Source organism: Aliiglaciecola sp. M165 (assembly GCF_007197995.1).
Classification (GTDB): domain Bacteria; phylum Pseudomonadota; class Gammaproteobacteria; order Enterobacterales; family Alteromonadaceae; genus Aliiglaciecola.
Genome location: NZ_VKKH01000001.1, coordinates 291269 through 311204 on the forward strand (window position 1 = coordinate 291269; position 19936 = coordinate 311204).

Annotated in this window: 15 protein-coding genes; 12 read left to right on the forward strand and 3 right to left on the reverse strand. The window is 43.8% G+C overall.

What is annotated here, in order from left to right; all coding sequences use genetic code 11:
- Positions 1–67: 67 nt before the first annotated feature.
- Together FM019_RS01270 and FM019_RS01275 are read left to right on the forward strand one after the other, a co-directional pair.
- Positions 68–1093 (forward strand): alpha/beta fold hydrolase, encoded by a 1026-nt coding sequence (locus tag FM019_RS01270; protein WP_143834075.1) that lies wholly within the window; start codon positions 68–70, stop codon positions 1091–1093.
- Positions 1094–1232: 139 nt separating this feature from the next.
- Positions 1233–2381 carry an alpha-hydroxy acid oxidase gene (locus FM019_RS01275; RefSeq protein WP_143834076.1) on the forward strand — a complete coding sequence of 383 codons (1149 nt, stop codon included), beginning with the start codon at positions 1233–1235 and terminating at the stop codon, positions 2379–2381.
- Positions 2382–2394: 13 nt separating this feature from the next.
- Here the strand turns inward: FM019_RS01275 and FM019_RS01280 are convergent, their stop codons facing one another.
- The gene (locus FM019_RS01280; protein WP_143834077.1) at positions 2395–4992 is read right to left on the reverse strand and encodes a serine/threonine-protein kinase; all 2598 of its coding nucleotides are present in this window, start codon (positions 4990–4992) and stop codon (positions 2395–2397) included.
- A gap of 220 nt (positions 4993–5212) precedes the next feature.
- Here FM019_RS01280 and FM019_RS01285 point away from each other — a divergent pair, with 220 nt between their 5' ends.
- From FM019_RS01285 to FM019_RS01315, 7 genes are all read left to right on the forward strand, one after another.
- Entirely contained in the window at positions 5213–5887 is a 675-nt protein-coding gene (locus FM019_RS01285; protein ID WP_143834078.1) for a hypothetical protein, read from the forward strand.
- Between the two features lie 223 nt (positions 5888–6110).
- Complete coding sequence (locus FM019_RS01290) at positions 6111–7199, forward strand: PstS family phosphate ABC transporter substrate-binding protein (protein WP_143834079.1); 1089 nt, start codon at positions 6111–6113, stop codon at positions 7197–7199.
- Positions 7200–7348: 149 nt separating this feature from the next.
- Complete coding sequence (pstC, locus tag FM019_RS01295) at positions 7349–8737, forward strand: phosphate ABC transporter permease subunit PstC (RefSeq protein ID WP_143834080.1); 1389 nt, start codon at positions 7349–7351, stop codon at positions 8735–8737.
- 6 nt (positions 8738–8743) lie between these two features.
- The gene (gene pstA, locus FM019_RS01300; RefSeq protein ID WP_143834081.1) at positions 8744–10054 is read left to right on the forward strand and encodes a phosphate ABC transporter permease PstA; all 1311 of its coding nucleotides are present in this window, start codon (positions 8744–8746) and stop codon (positions 10052–10054) included.
- Positions 10055–10196: 142 nt separating this feature from the next.
- Positions 10197–10943, forward strand: coding sequence for a phosphate ABC transporter ATP-binding protein PstB (pstB, locus tag FM019_RS01305; RefSeq protein WP_260681500.1), 747 nt, complete (start codon positions 10197–10199; stop codon positions 10941–10943).
- 17 nt (positions 10944–10960) lie between these two features.
- Positions 10961–11674 carry a phosphate signaling complex protein PhoU gene (phoU, locus tag FM019_RS01310; RefSeq protein WP_185969142.1) on the forward strand — a complete coding sequence of 238 codons (714 nt, stop codon included), beginning with the start codon at positions 10961–10963 and terminating at the stop codon, positions 11672–11674.
- A 378-nt stretch (positions 11675–12052) separates the two neighbouring features.
- Positions 12053–13411, forward strand: coding sequence for an OprO/OprP family phosphate-selective porin (locus FM019_RS01315; RefSeq protein WP_143834083.1), 1359 nt, complete (start codon positions 12053–12055; stop codon positions 13409–13411).
- 284 nt (positions 13412–13695) lie between these two features.
- On the opposite strand, the gene ssb is transcribed toward FM019_RS01315, so the two are convergent.
- Together ssb and FM019_RS01325 are read right to left on the reverse strand one after the other, a co-directional pair.
- A complete protein-coding gene (ssb, locus tag FM019_RS01320; RefSeq protein ID WP_143834084.1) occupies positions 13696–14256 on the reverse strand; it encodes a single-stranded DNA-binding protein in 561 nt (186 codons plus the stop codon).
- Positions 14257–14267: 11 nt separating this feature from the next.
- Positions 14268–15614 (reverse strand): MFS transporter, encoded by a 1347-nt coding sequence (locus tag FM019_RS01325; RefSeq protein ID WP_143834085.1) that lies wholly within the window; start codon positions 15612–15614, stop codon positions 14268–14270.
- Between the two features lie 287 nt (positions 15615–15901).
- Between FM019_RS01325 and uvrA the strand changes: the two genes are divergently transcribed.
- The 3 genes from uvrA to FM019_RS01340 are packed head-to-tail and all read left to right on the forward strand — an operon-like array spanning position 15902 to position 19865.
- A complete protein-coding gene (gene uvrA / locus FM019_RS01330; RefSeq protein ID WP_143834086.1) occupies positions 15902–18742 on the forward strand; it encodes an excinuclease ABC subunit UvrA in 2841 nt (946 codons plus the stop codon).
- Positions 18743–18759: 17 nt separating this feature from the next.
- Positions 18760–19164 carry an acyl-CoA thioesterase gene (locus tag FM019_RS01335; RefSeq protein WP_143834087.1) on the forward strand — a complete coding sequence of 135 codons (405 nt, stop codon included), beginning with the start codon at positions 18760–18762 and terminating at the stop codon, positions 19162–19164.
- A gap of 5 nt (positions 19165–19169) precedes the next feature.
- Positions 19170–19865: a 2OG-Fe(II) oxygenase gene (locus FM019_RS01340; RefSeq protein ID WP_143834088.1), complete on the forward strand. Its 696-nt coding sequence runs from the start codon at positions 19170–19172 to the stop codon at positions 19863–19865.
- The last annotated feature ends 71 nt before the right edge of the window (positions 19866–19936 follow it).

Below are 19936 nucleotides of genomic sequence, written 5' to 3' on the forward strand. Positions count from 1 at the left end.
TTTTTTTGCTCTTATGACCCGTTCAATATGCAATGATGGGTGCATTACAACGACGAGAAGAAAAACAATGAAATCCGTTAAAGCGTTGAAAGATATATTATTTTTAACCTTCATAATTGGTGCACCAAGCGTCAACGCTAGTCCTCAGAGTATGGCACAACATGAAACTCTCATGGTTGATGAGCACCCGATACATGTGGCGACATGGGGTGATACGACAGACCAAGAACGTCCATGGATTGTGATGATATCTGGTCCCATAGATACTTGGCACTCGGACTCGGCCTGGTTTGCTGCAAACGCTAAGGTTTTAGCTAAGGATTATCGTGTGTTGGTGATAGACCGTGCAGGTCAAATTCTCGATACACCCGACGCACCAGTTGGTTATGATCATTTTGCAACGGATATGCATTTAGTTCTCACTCATTACGCTATCAATGACGCAACGCTCGTGTCTTTTGCTAGCGGCAATATCAGCGCACAAATCTATTTTTCAACCTATACCCAGCAGCGCGCCATCGACAATGCGCTACTCATTGACCCTGATGTGCTGACGCCTTTTTCTATCGCACGATATGTTGCTGATGCAAAGCCGTTTAAAGACAACCTTAGTCAGTATTTAGACTATATTTCCCAAGGTAAATACACCCCTCGCGTAGAGCAGAAAAATGCCGCAGATTTGGCAGTGTTACAAGCCTTAGGAAAACCTGACTCTATGGATTGGGATTATGTAGATTCGATTTTTAAAACGCGACTTTTGCTCAACAATCAATTGAATCTTTTCCGTGAGATAGCCCGCTACGAAGAGGATTTGCAATCAGCGTCGCAGTTAAATTGGCCCAAGCAAATACCCACCAGTATCGTTGATACACAATTTGAGAGTCACTACATACAAAATACTGATGAAACCGACGCCAAAGAAGGCTTAATTGCCTGGCAAAAAGATGCAAAAGCCTATTATCAGTCGCTGGCCAAACTAAGCACTAATAATTCTTACGTGGAGACAGATACCGAGGCGCATTTATTCCAAGTTGAACAGCCAAAAGCTGTGGCTAACTTGATCAAAGCGTTGCGTGCAAATTCGTCTGAGTAGTGACTCTTTTTAGAAAAAGAAACTCAGGCGCATTGAAACCTAAGTGTCCGACAACATTGTAATATCAAGATGTTTCTTATCTCATGCTCAGGCTATAGTGATAACCTAATCTTATGAGCAATCTGAGCATCGGCAAAATATGCGCTTAAAAGACTGTCACAATTTCCACGATTTTCGCAAACTGGCCAAAAAGCGCTTGCCCGGCCCCATTTTCCACTATATCGATGGCGGCGCAGACGACGAATCGACTTATCGACGCAATACCCTTGCGTTTGAACAGTGTGATCTTGTTCCAGATGTATTAGCTGGAGTATCGTCTATTGATCTATCTGTGACAGTTCTTGGACAGAAGCTGGATATGCCTGTGTATTGCTCACCCACTGCTTTGCAGCGTTTATTTCACCATCAAGGGGAAAGGGCAGTAGCGGCAGCAGCCCAGAAATATGGCACTTTATTTGGAGTTTCATCCCTAGGTACAGTGAGTATCGAAGAGATTGCTCAACAAGTAGACACCCCCCAGGCTTACCAATTTTATTTTCATAAGGATCGAGAACTGAATAAAGTGATGTTAGCGCGAGCAAAATCTGCTGGCGTGCCGGTCATGATGTTGACGGTTGATTCAATTACCGGTGGCAATCGCGAACGGGATTTACGCACCGGGTTTTCCATCCCCTTTCACCTCAATTTCAATGGTCTAGTCCAATTTGCCCTCAAGCCGGCATGGGCGATGAATTATTTCATGCACGAAAAATTTAGTTTACCTCAATTAGACAGCCACGTTGATATGAGTGCGGGAGTGAGCTCCATTGGCGACTACTTTACCAATATGCTTGATCCATCGATGAACTGGGATGATGTAGCACAAATGGTCGAACAGTGGGATGGTCAATTCTGTTTAAAAGGGGTAATGAGTCGCCAAGATGCCAGAAGAGCGGTAGAAATAGGATGTACTGGAATTGTTGTTTCAAATCATGGGGGTCGTCAATTAGATGGCTCACGTAGTTCCTTTGACCAACTATCAGAAATTGTTGACGAAGTAGGCGACGAAATTGATGTGCTTTTTGATTCAGGCATACAGCGTGGCACTCACGTTTTAAAAGCACTTTCAATCGGAGCAAAGGCGGTAGGCATTGGCCGAATGTATCTTTTTGCCCTTGCCGCAGCAGGACAGGTGGGGGTTGAACGGGCACTTGAGCTGATGAATAAGGAACTTGAAAGAGACATGAAGCTTATGGGTAAGACAACCATTGAGCAACTGAGTCGAAACAATTTGCGTTTTCGTCAATAACATTGACGCTGATTCAAATTTGCGAAGAATCCATCGCACTATCGAGCCTTTTCTGGGTTTTTTCGATATTAAAGCGATCACTTGGAAACGATGATGTAAACGCATTTAAGACATCATTCAAAATTGCCATCCCCTCTTCGTATTTGTTTTGACGACACAAAGCTTCCCCCAACGCACTGTCGAATCGAAGTAACATTCTGCGGTTGTCTGGGAAGTATTGCTGTTGCAGTTCTTTATTTGCTAAAAGGTAGTTATACGCTTTTTGAACTTGGCCCAACCCCAATAGAACTTCTCCATACAATAAACGGCTGGACAACTCATAAGCAGTAGGTTGTTCAAATACGTTTTGGTAAATCGCGATTGCCTGTTCGACTGTATTGAGGGCTTTTGTGAACTCACCATTTTGTGCCTGCATACTGCCAGCATTGCTGATGAAATAGGCTTTCAGCCAAGAATCATCGTCGTAGGCACCACGGGCTTTTTCCGCAGCTTGTTCTAGATATAGTTGTGCGTTTGGGTAGTCACCTATATGACGGTAAAACATTCCCAGATAATTTAATGCATCGATGATGTAAATACTGTTTTCAGGAAAAACCTTTTGGGAAAGCTGCAAACTCTTTTTATAGAATGCTTCAGCTTCGTCATTTTTGCCTTGCATTTTTAGTGTTTCTGCCAAGTTTCCCATGATAGCAATCGACTGACTATGCAGCTCACCATGCAATTCAATGGATAATTCTACAGCTTGGCGAGCTGTTGTTTCCGCAGGCTCATAATTACCCAAATAGTAGTGAGAGGTAGAAATCACACTTAAACTTGCCACCACCCCTTCATGCTCGCGTCCAAATACCCGAGAAAACATGTCAAGAGCCTGGTTTCCTAGGGTAACCGCTTCACGCAGGTCACCATGTAAAACATTCATCAATGAGGCATTGTGGTAGGCGTAGGCTAAGGTTTCACTGTCACCTGAATCTAACCTTTTTACTTGCTCTAACGTGCGTTTGGCTAATTCAAATATACTTTCGTCCGCTTCACCAAAGTCATCAATGATTGTCAGGATTTGATTTTGCCCATCGAGGTAATCTAGATCATCTTTGCCAAAGGCTTGGGCACGAATAGCCTGCGCACGTTGCATGGTATTTACGGCATTGTCACGGATCCCTAATTCAGTGAACACCAATGCGATGGTTTGTAATAAATTGGCTTTAAGACGAGGCTGGTCTTGTAGTCGTTCCACTAAACGCTGCTCACCTTTTTCCAATAGCTCACTGGCCGTCAGGGTTTCTCCATCTGTGACACTTGGATCAACGTTTTCAAATAGATCAAATAGAAACTCTGAAACCTGTTGCGCATTCTCTTTCTCCCACTGTGCTTTGTCTCGCTCTTGTGCAATAAGATGGGCTTGAATGCTCATGGTAATGGCAGACGCTATTGTCAAAACGCTAAACAAGCTGATTACGCTAAACGTCAGAGTGTTACGCCGAATAAAACAACGGCAGCTATACCACCAGCTATTAGGCAACGCCGACACTGGCTTTTTACGCATAAAATGACGGATATCCAAAGCGATATCGGCAACTGACTCATAGCGATTTTGCGGATCTTTTTGCATTGCAAACCCAACAATCGCATCAAGCTCAGGCTGCATTTTTTTGCCCATCATGGTGTTTTTGGCTATTTGACTAGGCGCCACAGGTGTCACCTGCAATACGGCTTTTCGGAGTTTTTCTTGGTCTTGCAGATATGCATGGTAAGGAGAATGTCCACTCAACATTCGATAAAGCATCACGCCTAACGCATAGATATCACTGCGAGTTGTGATTTTTTCATTCAAAATCTGTTCTGGGCTGGCACTCTCTGGAGTATGTGGAGTAACGCCTTTTGCCGCCTCATTGTCATAAGCCAGACTGTCTTGTTCAATTTTCGCTATACCAAAATCCAATAGTTTGATACCACCTTTATCTGTTACCAGAATATTGGCTGGTTTTAGATCGCGATGAATGATCAAATTTTGGTGAGCAAACCCAACTGCGTCGCATATTTGTAGAAATAATCCTAATCGTTGGTTTAGCCCGAGCTCGGATTCTTCAATATATTCCATGAGAGGTTTGCCAACTATGTATTCCATCACTAGATAGGGCACACCATATTCTGTGGTTCCGCCATCTAATAATCTTGCAATATTTCTGTGATCGAGATCAGCTAAAATCTGCCGCTCTGATTGAAAATAAGACAGCGCAAAGTCATTTTGCATATCGGCATGCAACAGTTTGATGGCCACTTCCTGTTCATAGCTGTCATCCGCCCGACTTGCCAAATAAACAGCCCCCATGCCTCCTTCGCCAAGTTTTCTGATAATCGAAAAATTGCCAATGTGGGTGCCTTGAGGAATATCGTAAATATCTTGTAAAGCTTGGGACGTTTGAGAAGATATGGCATCAAACAGGTCACTTTTTCCATCATCACTTTCTGCTTCCAACATACCCAGGACGGTTTTGAACAACGCTTCTTGATCTTGGGCCTGTTGTTTAACAAAGGCTACACGTGATTCAATCGGCCGCTCTAAGGCCTCATAGAACAGTGATTTGGCTTTATGCCAAAGCTCATCTCCCATGACTAGCGCCTGGTTTGATATTCAACGAAATTCTCCAACATAATCGACACGTAAAGGCCTCCAGATCCTTAACTGGTTAAATATTAGCCTATAATATCAATTATCTTGGACAATTAGTTTGAAGGTTTTTGCCTCAGGTTCTCGCTATATAAAATACGGCAAGTGATCAATCAACAAACCTCATACCTTGCCGTAATATTTTAAAAGCAGGAGTAAAATGATGAAATGGACAATTTTTTGTAGATTATCGCGCATAATATGCGGCGCTTTACTTGCCAGTCTTATTTCTTTCAGTAGTTGGGCGATACTGATACCCACAGGCGTCGACAATGTGTTGCTGGAGGTCGACAATCAAGGAACCTTAGTTGCTGCTCGAAATATTAGCGTGAATGGCCTGTTGTACGATGTTGAATTTGATGACCGATCTTTCACCGATATATTTGGTGATGCCACTGGCTTAGACGCCATATCTGATGTTGAAGCCTTTGATTTTTCGGTGGCACTGCTGGATTTTGTGCTGATCGACTTGAATAATTTCTTATTTGATTCTTTGCCGCTGACGACACTGGGATGTGAAAACGCGGACATCTGCCAAGTCATGACACCTTTTGACGTAAGTCAAACCGAGGTAAGTGTAGCCCGGGCGGTAAACGTCGCGTCAATCAATGGCGATAGCGTGACGTTGGGTAATACTACCCCTTTGGCGCCAGGCCTCGGAAGACCCAGACCATTACCCCCGGTGGACCCACCTACCGAGTTGGCAGTCTATGCAAATTGGAGCCTTTCCAATGTGGCAATCGACGTACCAGAACCACCCCCTTGGACTATCTTATTGGCAATGGTGTTAATCTTCGCAAGAAGGCGACTTAATCATCCTCGTCAAACGACAAGTTAGTCGGCATCTTTAAGCTTAAGCGTGTTGATAGTTATTCAAGCCTTGTAGTGCAGAATCAGCACGCGCCCATCGACAAAAATTTTGTTAGGGCCAAGCGACCCAGGGTACTTTGATAAAAAAGATTCAGACCCGTGATGTGAATTAAATCTTCAGCTGTAACAAAAGTGTCATAAAGCTGCAATATACTCCAGTTCGAATTTAAAACGAATGCTTGGAAAGTAAAATGAAAAAGCCTCTATTAATTGCAGCGATTGCATTATCTTCAACATTTACTATGAATGCTGCTCACGCCGCACGTGATTATATTAATGTCGTTGGTTCTTCCACCGTATATCCGTTCTCAACGGTTGTAGCGGAGCGCTTTGGAAAATCTACACAGTTTAAAACGCCTAAAGTAGAATCTACCGGTTCAGGCGGCGGTCTAAAATTATTTTGTCAAGGTGTTGGCGTTCAATTTCCAGATATTGCCAACGCATCACGTCGAATTAAAGCATCTGAAGTACAATTGTGCGCTGATAATGGTGTTACCGACGTAGTAGAAGTGCTGATTGGCTATGACGGCATCGTGTTAGGCAACTCTATTGACGCGAATCAAATGACTCTCACTACTAAAGATCTTTTCTTGGCATTGGCGAAAGACGTTCCTAATCCAGATGGTTCAGCGACTTTAGTTGAGAACCCATATAAAACTTGGAACCAGGTAAACCCTGCTCTTCCAAATCGCGAAATTGAGGTGTTAGGTCCACCACCAACATCTGGCACCCGTGATGCCTTTGCCGAATTGGCACTAGAAGGCGGTTGTAAGCAGATTGATTGGATCGCTGATCTAAACAAAAAGTCTAAGGCAGCGGGCAAAGCTGGCGATAGCGAGTTGTCTAAAAAGCTTAAAAATCAATATAAAGCTGTTTGTCACACAGTTCGCGAAGACGGAACTTTTATCGAAGCTGGAGAAAATGATAACCTAATCGTTCAAAAACTGAACGCCAATCCTAACCTATTGGGCATATTCGGTTTCAGCTTTCTTGATCAAAACATCGACAAGATTCAAGGCGCAAAGATTAATGGTTTTGAGCCAACTTTTGATTCAATTGCTGATGGTGATTACCCTGTTTCAAGGCCACTTTACTTCTATGTGAAAAAAGCTCACGTGGGTGTTATCCCAGGTATTACAGAGTTTTTGGCTGAGTTCACCAGCAACAAAGCATTCGGAGAAGAAGGCTATTTGACTGAAAAGGGTATGATCCCGCTTGGCGATGATATGCGCAAAAACGTTAAATCAGATGTGAAGACACTCAAAAACCTTTCATTATAGTGTAAAATATACAACGTACCCTTCAATGGATGGAGGGATTGAATTGAAAATTGAGCCAGCCTCTCCCATGAGGCTGGCTTTTTATCGTCAACTGTGGCTGGATTTTTGCGGCAATTTTCCATCTTATTTGTGCGAAGTTTTGAGGTGTTATGAGTACATCAATGTTATTACTCGTCGGGCTGCTATTAATAGCAACGGCGTTTTTTGTTGGTAGAAATCGGTCTATTTCCGTCAGTGCCAACCATGGCGGGATAAAAAACCTGAACTCCCTGCCTTCTTATTATGGCGCACTAACAGCCTTATGGTGCGGCATACCCAGCCTAATTGTGCTGTCATTGTGGGTGTTATTTGATGATTACTTCATACAGCAAAGTATCATTCAGATGTTACCGGCTGCCCAACAACAGCTTGCCGACAATGACATGAGATTGTTACTAAATACCGTTGGCAATATCGCCGCTAGTGGTACAAATGGCCTAAACACTGAACCTTATATTATCGAAGCTGCTGCAAGGTTAAATGAGCTAAATGCATTGAGTCAAAATGCCATTACGGGGCTTTTTATACTTCTCGCGGTGGCGTTAACATTTTTTGCATGGCTGCAGATCAAACCCAAGTTGCGTGCTCGTGTGCAAGTTGAAAGAGCGTTTAAAGGTTTGCTTTTGTTATGTGCAAGTATCGCTATCTTTACTACTGCAGGTATCGTCTTGTCGGTACTGTTTGAATCTTTGAAGTTTTTCCAAAGTGTCCCAGTCACTGACTTTTTATTTGGCATGGAATGGAGCCCACAAATGGCGCTGCGCGCTGATCAAGTTGGAAGTTCCGGCGCATTCGGTTCGATACCCTTGTTTGCTGGTACCATGCTAATTTCTTTGATTGCAATGTTAATCGCAGTGCCTGCAGGTTTGATGTCTGCCATATATCTTTCTGAATATGCGGCGCCTAAAGTGCGTATGGCAGTCAAACCTATGCTTGAGGTACTTGCGGGTATCCCAACCGTAGTTTATGGCTTCTTTGCGGCTTTGACGGTAGCACCATTCGTCCGTGATACTGGTGGAATATTTGGACTAGATGTATCTTCAGAAAGTGCCCTGGCTGCCGGATTAGTTATGGGTGTGATGATAATTCCTTTTGTTTCTTCTTTGTCTGACGATGTCATCAACGCGGTGCCACAATCGCTGCGAGACGGTTCATTTGGTTTGGGTGCTACTAAGTCGGAAACCATCAAAAAAGTGGTTATTCCTGCTGCACTACCAGGTATTGTTGGAGGTGTTTTACTTGCAGTATCGAGAGCGATTGGTGAAACAATGATAGTCGTCATGGCGGCAGGTTTGGCAGCAAACCTCACCGCAAACCCGCTGGAATCTGTGACGACGGTAACCGTTCAAATTGTGAAACTTTTGATCGGAGACCAAGAATTTAATAGTCCAAAAACACTTTCGGCCTTTGCCCTTGGTTTAATGCTCTTCTTGATCACCTTGATACTCAACTACGTGGCACTTCATGTAGTGAAGAAGTATCGCGAGCAGTACGAGTAATATCAAATGAGTATGAATACAGTGGATAAACAAACTAATAAAACCAATACAATCGATTTGGTTAACAAGAATCTGGCCAAACGTTATCGTGCTGAAAAGCGCTTCAAGGCCTATGGTATTGCAGCAATTTTGTTTGGTTTGAGTTGTGTGGTGCTGCTATTTACCGACATCATTGGTAAAGGCCACTCTGCCTTTTTACAAACTTATGTTTACCTTGAAGTTGAATTTGATCCCGAGTCCTTGGAGATTGATGACATCAGCGACCCAGGTCAGATAGCTCGCGCTGATTACACTGGTCTTATTCGAACAGCTTTAAGAGAACAATTTACCGATGCCAATGGTCGCCGTGATAGACGCAGCCTATATGCATTAGTGAGTAATGGTGCAGGATTTAACCTACGTGAAAAACTCGAAGATGATCCTACGCTGTTGAATCAATCCGTCGGCGTGTGGTTATTAGCCGATGATGACGTAGACACCTACTACAAGAGTCGTAATGATGATGGTAGCGAAGCATTCACCGGTCGTTTGAATGAGAAGCAAATTAACTGGGTAGAGACCCTTATTGCCAATGAGCACTTGGTCAAGCGCTTTAATACAACGTTCTTCTCATCCGGCGACTCTCGTGAACCTGAACAAGCAGGTATTCTTGGCGCAATGATGGGATCTCTATTCACGTTGTTGGTTACCATCGCTTTGTCTTTTCCTATTGGCATCGCGGCTGCGGTGTACTTAGAGGAATATGCACCGAAAAATAAATTTACCGACTTTATTGAAGTCAATATAAACAACCTTGCCGCTGTACCCTCAATCATTTTTGGTTTACTGGGGCTGTCTATTTTTATTGGCTTCTTTGAAATGCACCGCTCCTTACCGCTGGTGGGGGGGTTAGTTTTGACCTTGATGACCCTACCAACGATTATTATTTCAAGTCGAGCAGCAATTAAATCTGTGCCTCCTTCCATCAGAGATGCTGCACTAGGATTGGGCGCATCTAAAATGCAGGTTGTGTTACATCACGTATTACCTTTGGCCATGCCGGGAATGCTAACCGGTGCTATTATTGGTTTTGCACAAGCGTTAGGAGAAACAGCCCCCTTGTTAATGATTGGAATGGTCGCCTTTATTGTTGATATACCCGGAGGCGTTGCCGACCCAGCTACCGCCTTACCAGTACAAATATTTTTATGGTCCGACAGCCCAGAACGTGCGTTTGTTGAACGTACGTCTGCTGCAATTATGGTGTTGTTGGCATTCCTAATTTCAATGAATACGTTAGCAATCTGGCTCAGAAAACGCCTGGAACGTCGCTGGTAACAGTGGGAGAATTATTGTGGAAGCAGTTATGAAAGAAACCTCAGCGGCTGAAAAGTCAGCAAATATAAAGCAAGATTCTGATATCAATCAAGATATCCAAAATGTGCAGACAGTTGGAACACCTTTTTCTGACTCTGCAAAAATGACTATGCGAAATGTAGACGTTTTTTACGGTGACAAGCAGGCGATTCATGATGTCAGCTTAGACATTGGTAAAAATGAAGTTGTCGCAATGATTGGTCCTTCTGGTTGTGGTAAATCCACTTTTTTACGATGCCTAAACCGCATGAACGACACCATAGAGTCATGCAAAATCACCGGTGAACTAAAACTGGAAGACAGAGATATCTATCATCCAAAGCAGGATGTGGTGCCACTTCGCGCCCGTGTTGGCATGGTTTTCCAAAAACCCAATCCTTTTCCTAAGTCAATCTATGACAATGTTGCATATGGGCCAAAAGTGCATGGATTGGCAAGCCGAAAATCCGAGTTGGATGAAATCGTTGAACATAGCTTAAAAAGAGCAGGTTTGTGGGGCGAAGTTAAAGATCGTTTGAGTTCTCCTGGTACAGGACTTTCTGGTGGTCAGCAACAAAGACTGTGTATTGCTAGAACAATCGCCGTCAGCCCTGAAGTGATATTAATGGATGAACCTTGTTCTGCACTTGACCCTATTGCAACCGCGAGAATAGAAGAGTTGATTGCCGAACTGAGTCAAAACTTTACGATTGCTATTGTCACCCACTCGATGCAACAAGCAGCTCGAGTTTCTCATCGTACAGCTTATTTCCATATGGGGAAATTAGTAGAAGTAAACGCTACGCAGCGGGTGTTTACAAATCCGGAGCATGCATTGACAGAAGCCTACATTACTGGCCGCTTTGGTTAATTTAGGAGAAATTAGAAATGGAAAATATACATCTGGACAAACACATTTCTCAACAATTCGATACTGATTTGGAAGGACTGAAAAGCCAGGTTCTACAAATGGGTGGCATTGTTGAACAACAAATTTTAGATTCTGTAAAAGCCATTGAGTCGGGTGACAGTCAGTTAGCTGAGCGCGTTATCCAAATTGAAGACGACGTGGATTTACGAGAAGTAGCCCTAGACGAAAACTGCACAACCGTGCTGGTGCGCCGTCAACCTGCAGCGTCTGACCTACGCATGGTGCTAACCGTGATAAAAATGACCCGCGACCTTGAACGCATCGGAGACGAAGCACAAAAGATTGCCAAAATGGCTATCTCTTTAACCGAATCCGGTGCGGCTCCCAGTGGCTATGAAGAAGTCAGGCACATGGGTGCCCTCGTACAACAAATGGTTAATTCTGCTCTAGATGCCTTTGCTCGCTTTGACGCAGATAAAGCGCTAGATGTTGCCAAACAAGATAAAAAGGTAGACCGGGAATACAAAAGCGCCATGCGCGAGATTGTTACCTACATGATGGAAGATCCTCGCTCGATTACCCGCTCAATGAATATTATTTGGGCGCTACGCTCGCTTGAACGCATCGGCGACCATGCGCGAAATTTATCTGAGCATATCATTTATCTGGTTCGTGGATTGGACGTTCGTCATGACAGCATCAAAGAGATAGAAAAGAAACTTCATCGTTAGTATGAAAAACTAGCTAAACTTAGCTTCACGAAGTTTAGGTAGCGATAATGTTTAAATAGCCGCACTTAGATAATGCGGCTTTTTTTTGCGAACCAAAAGAGGCCCAACAACAGTTAAATTAAATATCTGCTATGACTTTAATAAATCTTTCACATAACTGTCATATTGTCATATTTTTGTAATATTACTGAAATATAGTCTTGGACGATTTTTGAGGGTGACCTTGTTTAATGTGTAAAAATGTTAATTCGAATAAACAACCACCGTCATTAACAAATTGCTACTTATCGTAAATTACTAATCGGCCCGCAGCGTACACGTTGTTTGACGTAGCTTTTAACAGCAATTTGAGAAAAGCACACACTGGAGAACACTTTTATGAAGTATACAAAAATAGCAGCATCAGTCATGTTAGTGGCTGGCCTAGCGCCAAACGCTACATTTGCAGCAAATATATCTGATGCTGAAGCCACAGCACTTATCGAGCGATTGAAGAAGCTTGAACAGGAAGTGGTTACGCTTCGTAGTAAATTGAATAATTCAGAATCTGAAAATACGCAGAAAAGTGATGCTCAGGTTCCTGCCAAGAAAACTGAATCGGCTAGCAACGTTACTTCTGTCAACTGGAAAGGTGCTCCAGAAGTAAAAGGAAAAGATGGTTGGAGCGTGAAACCTCGTGGCCGTATGTTGTACGATTTTGCCAATTTGTCTTCAGTGCCAGATACTATCGACATTCCAGGCGAAGGATTCTCAAACGAAGCCCGACGTGTACGTATTGGTATTCAAGGAACCATGCCTGGTGGCTTTGGTTATAAACTGGAAACCGATTTACCCGGCGGCACTTCTTTGACTGACGCCTACATCAGCTACAAAAATGACAACTGGAAGTTTACCTTTGGTCAACACAATAACTTCCAAAGCTTTGAAGAGCTAACCAGCAGCAACGACAGTAGCTTCATTGAGCGTGCAGCCTTTACTGATGCTTTTGGCTTTCAACGCAAATTAGGTATTTCTGCAGCGACCAAAGTCGGTAGTTTAAATGTTCAGGCTGGTATCTTTACTGATAACTTAGATGACCTTGACGATGGCAACGAAAGTATTAGCTTAGACACTCGCGTCTTTGCATCACCTAAAGTTGATGGTATGCAAATGCACTTTGGTGGCTCGCTTCACATGCGCGATTTAGGTGACAGCATAGATACCGTTCGCTACCGCGCTCGCCCTATGGTACACAGTGTAGACACACGTTTTATCAACACTGACCGCATTGCCGGTGCGCAAAAAGAAAATAGCTATGGTTTAGAAGCCGGAGTTATCGCTGGTCGTTTCCATGCAATGGCAGAAGTACATACTGTTAAAGTGGACCGCGATGGATTTGATGACCCATCATTCTTTGGCGGTGCGATTGAAGCAGGTTACTTCCTAACCAATGACACACGCCAGTACAAAGGCGGCGTTTTCAAAGGTGTAAAAGTTAGCGAACCCGTTAGCGCTGGTGGTATCGGTGCATGGCAGGTAAACCTTCGCTTTGACCGTCTAGATCTTGAAGATGGCGACATTGTCGGCGGCACACAAGACGCATACATGGCATCACTGATTTGGACCCCAATTAACAATGTACGTTTCTTGCTTCAATACGGCCACCTTTCTTACAGCAATGCAATGGACATTGTTGAAGGTGCTCCGAATGACTTTTCAGTTAACGTATTGGGCGCTAGAACACAGGTTAGCTTCTAAATCTTAGAGCAGATAGCGACTAAGCTAAACGGCTAAAAAAATCTGAATTGACAATTTGAAACCACCTGAGTACTTCAGGTGGTTTTTTTGTTGTTTCCCTTCAAGTATTGGCGATTCACCTTAACGTGCTTATTAAAGCCGCTTCACTTGGCATTTGTTAAAATATGCAAGCCAAATCAAAACTTATATCAGGCAAACGCACCACTGCAATTTCTTAATTTTTCGCAATAAAAAAGCCCTTAGTTCAAGGGCTTTAATCGCATTTCTCTATTTCTATTCAGAAATTAAAACGGAATATCGTCATCAAAATCGAAATCCGGCTCAGCCATTGGTGGCTTTTGAGCAGGTGCTGCACCAGGGTTTTGTTGAGGAGCATTGCCGTATGGCTGTTGACCATAGTTTTGCTGACTACCTTGCTGAGGCGGTTGCTGAGCAGGCTGTTGAGCAGGTGCTTGCTGTGGACGAGGTTGGTTTTGGAATCCGCCACCCACGTTTTCGCCTTGACCACCACGACCGCCAAGCATTTGCATCTGGTCTACGATAATTTCAGTGGTGTATTTGTCCTGGCCTTGTTGATCCTGCCATTTGCGAGTTTGCAATTTACCTTCAACATAAATTTGCGAACCTTTGCGCAAGTATTCACCTGCAATTTCGGCCAAACGGCGATACATGGTTAATCTGTGCCATTCTGTGCGCTCTTGCATTTGACCTTGCTGGTCTTTCCAACTTTCGCTGGTCGCTAAACTTAAATTGGCCACTGCATTGCCATTTGGCATGTATCTAACTTCTGGATCTTGTCCAATATTACCGACAAGAATAACTTTATTAACACCTTTAGATGCCATGATAACTCCTATTAAAATTCTGTTCTGGCGATTTGTTGCGCCTTTCTCAGGTCAAATTGATTTGCGTCGACCTTCAGATAAACTGCCCCTTGTTCTGGCACTATGGTGATGTCTTTGACGCCATCTAATGCAGCCAACTTTTGATTTAGTTCTGATTGTGGTTGCTTAGAGACCTGAACGCTAAGTGTATAACGTTTTAGCCCATCAATACCATCCAAACCCATCAGTAAAATATACCAAACGACACATATTGCGATTGCAATAATAAATACTAAGTGTGGCACAAAATATTCGTTAACTAGTCCAGAAATTAATCCGCCTGCGAAGGCACCAAAAAATTGGAAACTCGCATAGGTACCCATTGCGGAACCTTTCTTTCCTGCGGGCGCAATATTAGAAACCATTGCTGGTAAATTTGCTTCAAGATAATTAAAGCCTGTGAAGAAAATTACCGCTGAAATTGTCAGATACAAAAGCGTTGAAGACGACCAAAAACCAACAAAAGATAAAGCCAATAACAGTAAGGCTAACATTAAGACGGTGTTGCCTTGTACCTTTCGGTTAATCATCATCAACAGGCTTAAACCCACAATCGATAAAATCAAGATGGGCAAATACCATTGCCACTGGGAAGCTAACCCTAGCTGCTCTTCAACCAACATGCTTGGCAACATCACAAAGAGTAAGGTGATCAACATATGCAGTAAACACACACTTAAGTTTAAGCGCATAAGTTGCGGGTGTTTGATCAATTTTGATACATCTTTTAGTGTCGGCAATGTATCACCAGAAGGCGCGTGATTAGCGCCATTTGGCACTAGCCACCAAACCAAAGGCAAACATAACGCGGCTAACACTGCTGTAATAGTAAATATTCCCGACAGGCCATACGCGTTGGCAATTACAGGACCTAGAAGAAGTGAGAGATAAAACGAAAAGCCGATAGCAATACCTATGATCGCCATCACTTTAGCGCGCTGATTTTCCCGACTCACATCAGCGGCCAATGCCATAATAGCGCCAGCAATCGCGCCTGCCCCTTGTAACATTCGACCAACCACCAACATCAGCATGCTGTCTGCCATTGCAGCAATAATACTGCCAATACAGAACACGCATAAACCACCCATAATGATAGGTTTTCTTCCAAATTTGTCTGAAAACATACCCATTGGAATTTGTAAAATCGCTTGGGTCAATCCATATCCGCCAATAGCCACACCAACCAGCAGTGCGGAGTAGTCAGGGTAGTCTTTGGCCAAGATTGCCAGTACTGGCATCACCATAAACAAGCCCAACATCCTCAGGACGTAGACAAATGCAAGGGAGATGGCAGCACGAATTTCAGTAGCGTTCAAAACGAGTCACGATTCTTTTAGGTGTTTTGGGTTTTCAATCTGTTGTGTGGGCAAGGTATGTCAGAAACTAACCTTTTATCGCATTAAAACAGTGCGCTAAAAAAGTATTGCTTACTTCGCCGAATAACGGACGCGAAGTTTACCACAGCATATTAGGGTGTGATAGCAACAGCTTTTGTAAAAAGCAGAAAAGTTTTACGGCTTTTTCATTTTTTATAGTGTTGCCAATAGAGCAAGGTTGGCAAATATGTAATACTCGATCTTTTGCTTTGGCCAATTCTGATTCCATGGATAAAATTGAAGTTCGCGGTGCGCGCACCCACAATCTGAAGAATATTGATCTCACTCTTCCTCGCGATAAATTGATCGTCATTACCGGACTTTCTGGATCGGGAAAATCTTCTTTAGCTTTCGATACACTTTATGCCGAAGGGCAACGCAGATACGTAGAATCACTGTCTGCTTATGCTCGGCAGTTTTTATCGATGATGGAAAAGCCCGACGTCGACCACATTGAAGGTTTGTCCCCGGCGATTTCAATCGAACAGAAGTCGACCTCTCACAATCCTCGTTCAACTGTTGGTACCATTACTGAGATATATGATTATCTTAGATTATTGTACGCCCGTGTTGGCGAGCCTCGATGTCCAACTCACGAAGTCCCTCTTGCCGCGCAAACTGTCAGTCAAATGGTCGACAGAGTGATGGAAATGGAAGAAGGCAGCAAATTAATGCTGTTGGCGCCGGTGGTGCAAGACCGTAAAGGTGAGCACATCAAAACCCTTGAGGGCCTAGCAGCACAAGGTTATATAAGAGCTAGGATCGATGGCGAAGTTTGTGATCTGTCCGATCCACCTGAGCTCGACCTACACAAAAAACACTCCATTGAGGTGGTCGTTGACCGTTTCAAAGTGCGGGACGACCTGGCATTGCGTTTGGCCGAGTCGTTTGAAACAGCACTGCAATTGTCCAGTGGTACGGCAAAAGTTGCGTGGATGGACGAGCCTGATAAAGAAGCTCTGGTATTTTCGGCTAACTTTGCCTGTCCACATTGTGGCTACAGTATGTCTGAGCTGGAACCTCGATTGTTTTCATTTAACAATCCTGCTGGCGCGTGCCAAACGTGCGATGGTTTAGGTACACGACAGTTTTTCGATCCGACGCGTATTGTCAGTAATGACGAGCTAAGTCTCTCCGGCGGAGCAATTCGTGGCTGGGACAAACGCAGCTATTATTATTTCCAAATGCTCCAGGCCGTAGCTGACCATTACGGATTTGACCTTACCGTGCCATTTTCACAGCTAGACAAAAAAGCACAGGATGTAGTGCTGTTTGGCAGTAAGGGCACATCAATTAAATTTAAATACATTAACGACCGCGGCGACATTATGGAACGCAAACATCCGTTTGAGGGCATTATCCCCAATATGGAGAGGCGTTACCGTGAAACGGAATCTAACGCCGTGCGTGAAGAGCTGGCTAAATATTTAAGTCAACAGCATTGCAATAGCTGTAATGGTGCTCGTTTGCGTTTAGAAGCGCGCAACGTATTTTTGGGTCAAACGACACTCCCTACCATCACCAATATGTCAATTTCCGAAGCTTTGGATTTCTTCTCAGACTTGTCCTTGAGCGGTCAACGGGCACAAATTGCTGATAAAATTCTCAAAGAAATCAACGATCGACTCAGCTTCCTGGTTAACGTTGGACTTAATTACCTGTCGATGTCCCGCAGCGCAGATACGCTCTCAGGTGGTGAAGCCCAAAGGATCCGCTTAGCAAGCCAGATAGGCGCTGGTTTAGTTGGTGTAATGTATGTGCTAGATGAACCCTCAATAGGGCTACATCAACGAGACAACGAACGACTGCTCAAAACATTGCGTCACTTACGGGATCTTGGTAATACTGTGATCGTTGTTGAGCACGATGAAGATGCCATTAAAGAAGCTGACTATGTTGTGGATATTGGCCCTGGCGCTGGCGTTCATGGAGGCCAAATTGTCGCACAAGGATCACTTCAAGATATTTTAGATAGTGAAGACTCACTCACTGGAAAGTACCTGTCGGGAAGGGAGGAAATATCGGTTCCTGATACACGTCACGAAGTAAAAGATGACCTCTGGGTAGAGTTAAAGGGAGCATCGGGTAACAACCTGCAACAGGTGGATTTGCGTATACCCATCGGGTTGATGACTTGTGTGACAGGAGTGTCAGGGTCTGGAAAGTCGACGCTAGTAAACGATACTTTTTATAAACTCGCACACCATGAACTTAATGGCGCGACCACTGGGGAACCGGCCCCCTACACTTCCATATCGGGCCTAGAACATTTGGATAAAGTCGTTGATATTGACCAAAGCCCAATCGGTCGTACGCCTCGCTCTAACCCTGCAACCTATGCTGGGATTTTCACTCCCATCAGAGAGTTATTTTCAGGCACACAAGAGTCACGCTCTCGTGGTTACAAACCCGGTCGCTTTAGTTTCAATGTTAAAGGCGGTCGTTGTGAGGCATGCCAGGGCGACGGTGTAATCAAAGTTGAAATGCACTTTTTGCCAGATGTGTATGTACCGTGCGACGTCTGTAAGGGCAAACGATACAATCGCGAAACCTTAGAAGTACTTTATAAAGGCAAAAATATCAATCAAGTGCTCGACATGACCGTTGAAGATGCACGGGCATTCTTTGATGCAATACCAGCAATTTCTCGCAAGCTACAAACGCTTATGGACGTCGGTTTGTCCTATATACGGCTGGGGCAATCTGCGACGACTTTGTCTGGCGGTGAAGCTCAGCGGGTCAAGCTTGCCAAAGAATTATCGAAACGAGATACCGGACAAACTTTATATATTCTCGATGAACCTACCACAGGGCTACATTTCCACGATATAAAACAACTGCTGCAAGTGCTGCACAGGTTGCGTGATCACGGTAATACCGTTGTGGTGATCGAACATAATTTAGATGTAGTGAAAACTGCGGATTGGATTGTTGATCTGGGTCCTGAAGGCGGCTCAGGGGGCGGCCAAATAATTGCGCAAGGTACACCAGAAACAATTTGCAAAGTGAAGAAGTCTCACACTGCACATTTTTTGAAACCCATTTTAGACAAAGCTAAACAGCAATAAAAAGAGAGTCGTGCTTTATGTTAATGGAACAATTTAACGTCAGATTTTATGAAACCGATGGACTCGCACACGTCAGTAATACTGTCGTAGTCGGTTGGTTTGAAACTGGCCGCGAACCTATTTTTCGGATGTTCACTCCTGAACTGGATTTACAAAACTGGCCATTGATTTTAGCCAGTTATAATGTCGATTTTTTGAGCCAAATTTATTACGGCAAAGCTGTAGAAATTCGCACCTATGTTAGCCGCATTGGTAATAGCTCTTTCGAAACCTTGCAGGAAGTATGGCAAGACGGAATCAAGTGTGCCGCAGGTAAAACAACATTAGTGCGATTTGACTACACCCTTAATAAGGCAGTTCCCATTGATGACCATGTTAAAGAGCAACTGCAAGAGCACATGTTAGACAGTGACAAGGCGTAAACACTATGACAGATTTTATAGAAGTCATTGAAAATGCGATCCCGACCGAATTATGCCAACGCTTTATTCAACGTTTTGAGAGCAGCCCTAACACCAGTGCAGGTCGCACTGGTGGCGGGGTAGACACCGACAAAAAACGTAGTCTGGATGTTTCTGTTGTACAAAATCCTGAGTTTCAAACGGAATACCAAGCGTTGCTTCCTTTGTTATCGGGGCAATTGATACGCTATTTTGAGAAGTACTTTTTTGCCCTGATTGGCCCCATAGGATTGACAGTCGCAGATCCTAAAACCGGACAACCAGTAAAGTTGACTCAGGAAAACTTTGCGACCGTAGGCAAACCTAACCTACAAAATCTTGTGCAATATCTTTTTAGAATAGGCGATATTAACGCACAAAAATACGATGCCAATCACGGCGGTTACCCTTATTGGCATTCTGAAGTCTACCCCCAGGCGGGCCACAATGACGCTTTACATCGCATTTTGCTGTTTATGTATTACCTAAACGATGTTGAAGAGGGCGGCACGACAGATTTTTATTATCAAAATAAAAGCATACAGCCAAAAGCAGGCACCATGGTGATAGCCCCTGCCTACTTCACCCATACCCACAGAGGTTCTGTGCCGGTGTCTAATGATAAATACATTTTGACGTCGTGGGTTTTGTTTAACTCAGCTGATAAAATTTATACTGGCTAGACGCCATCACTTGGCATCACAATAGACAGACTCTTGCTTATACGATTGCAACGTCAAGGTGTTTACATCAC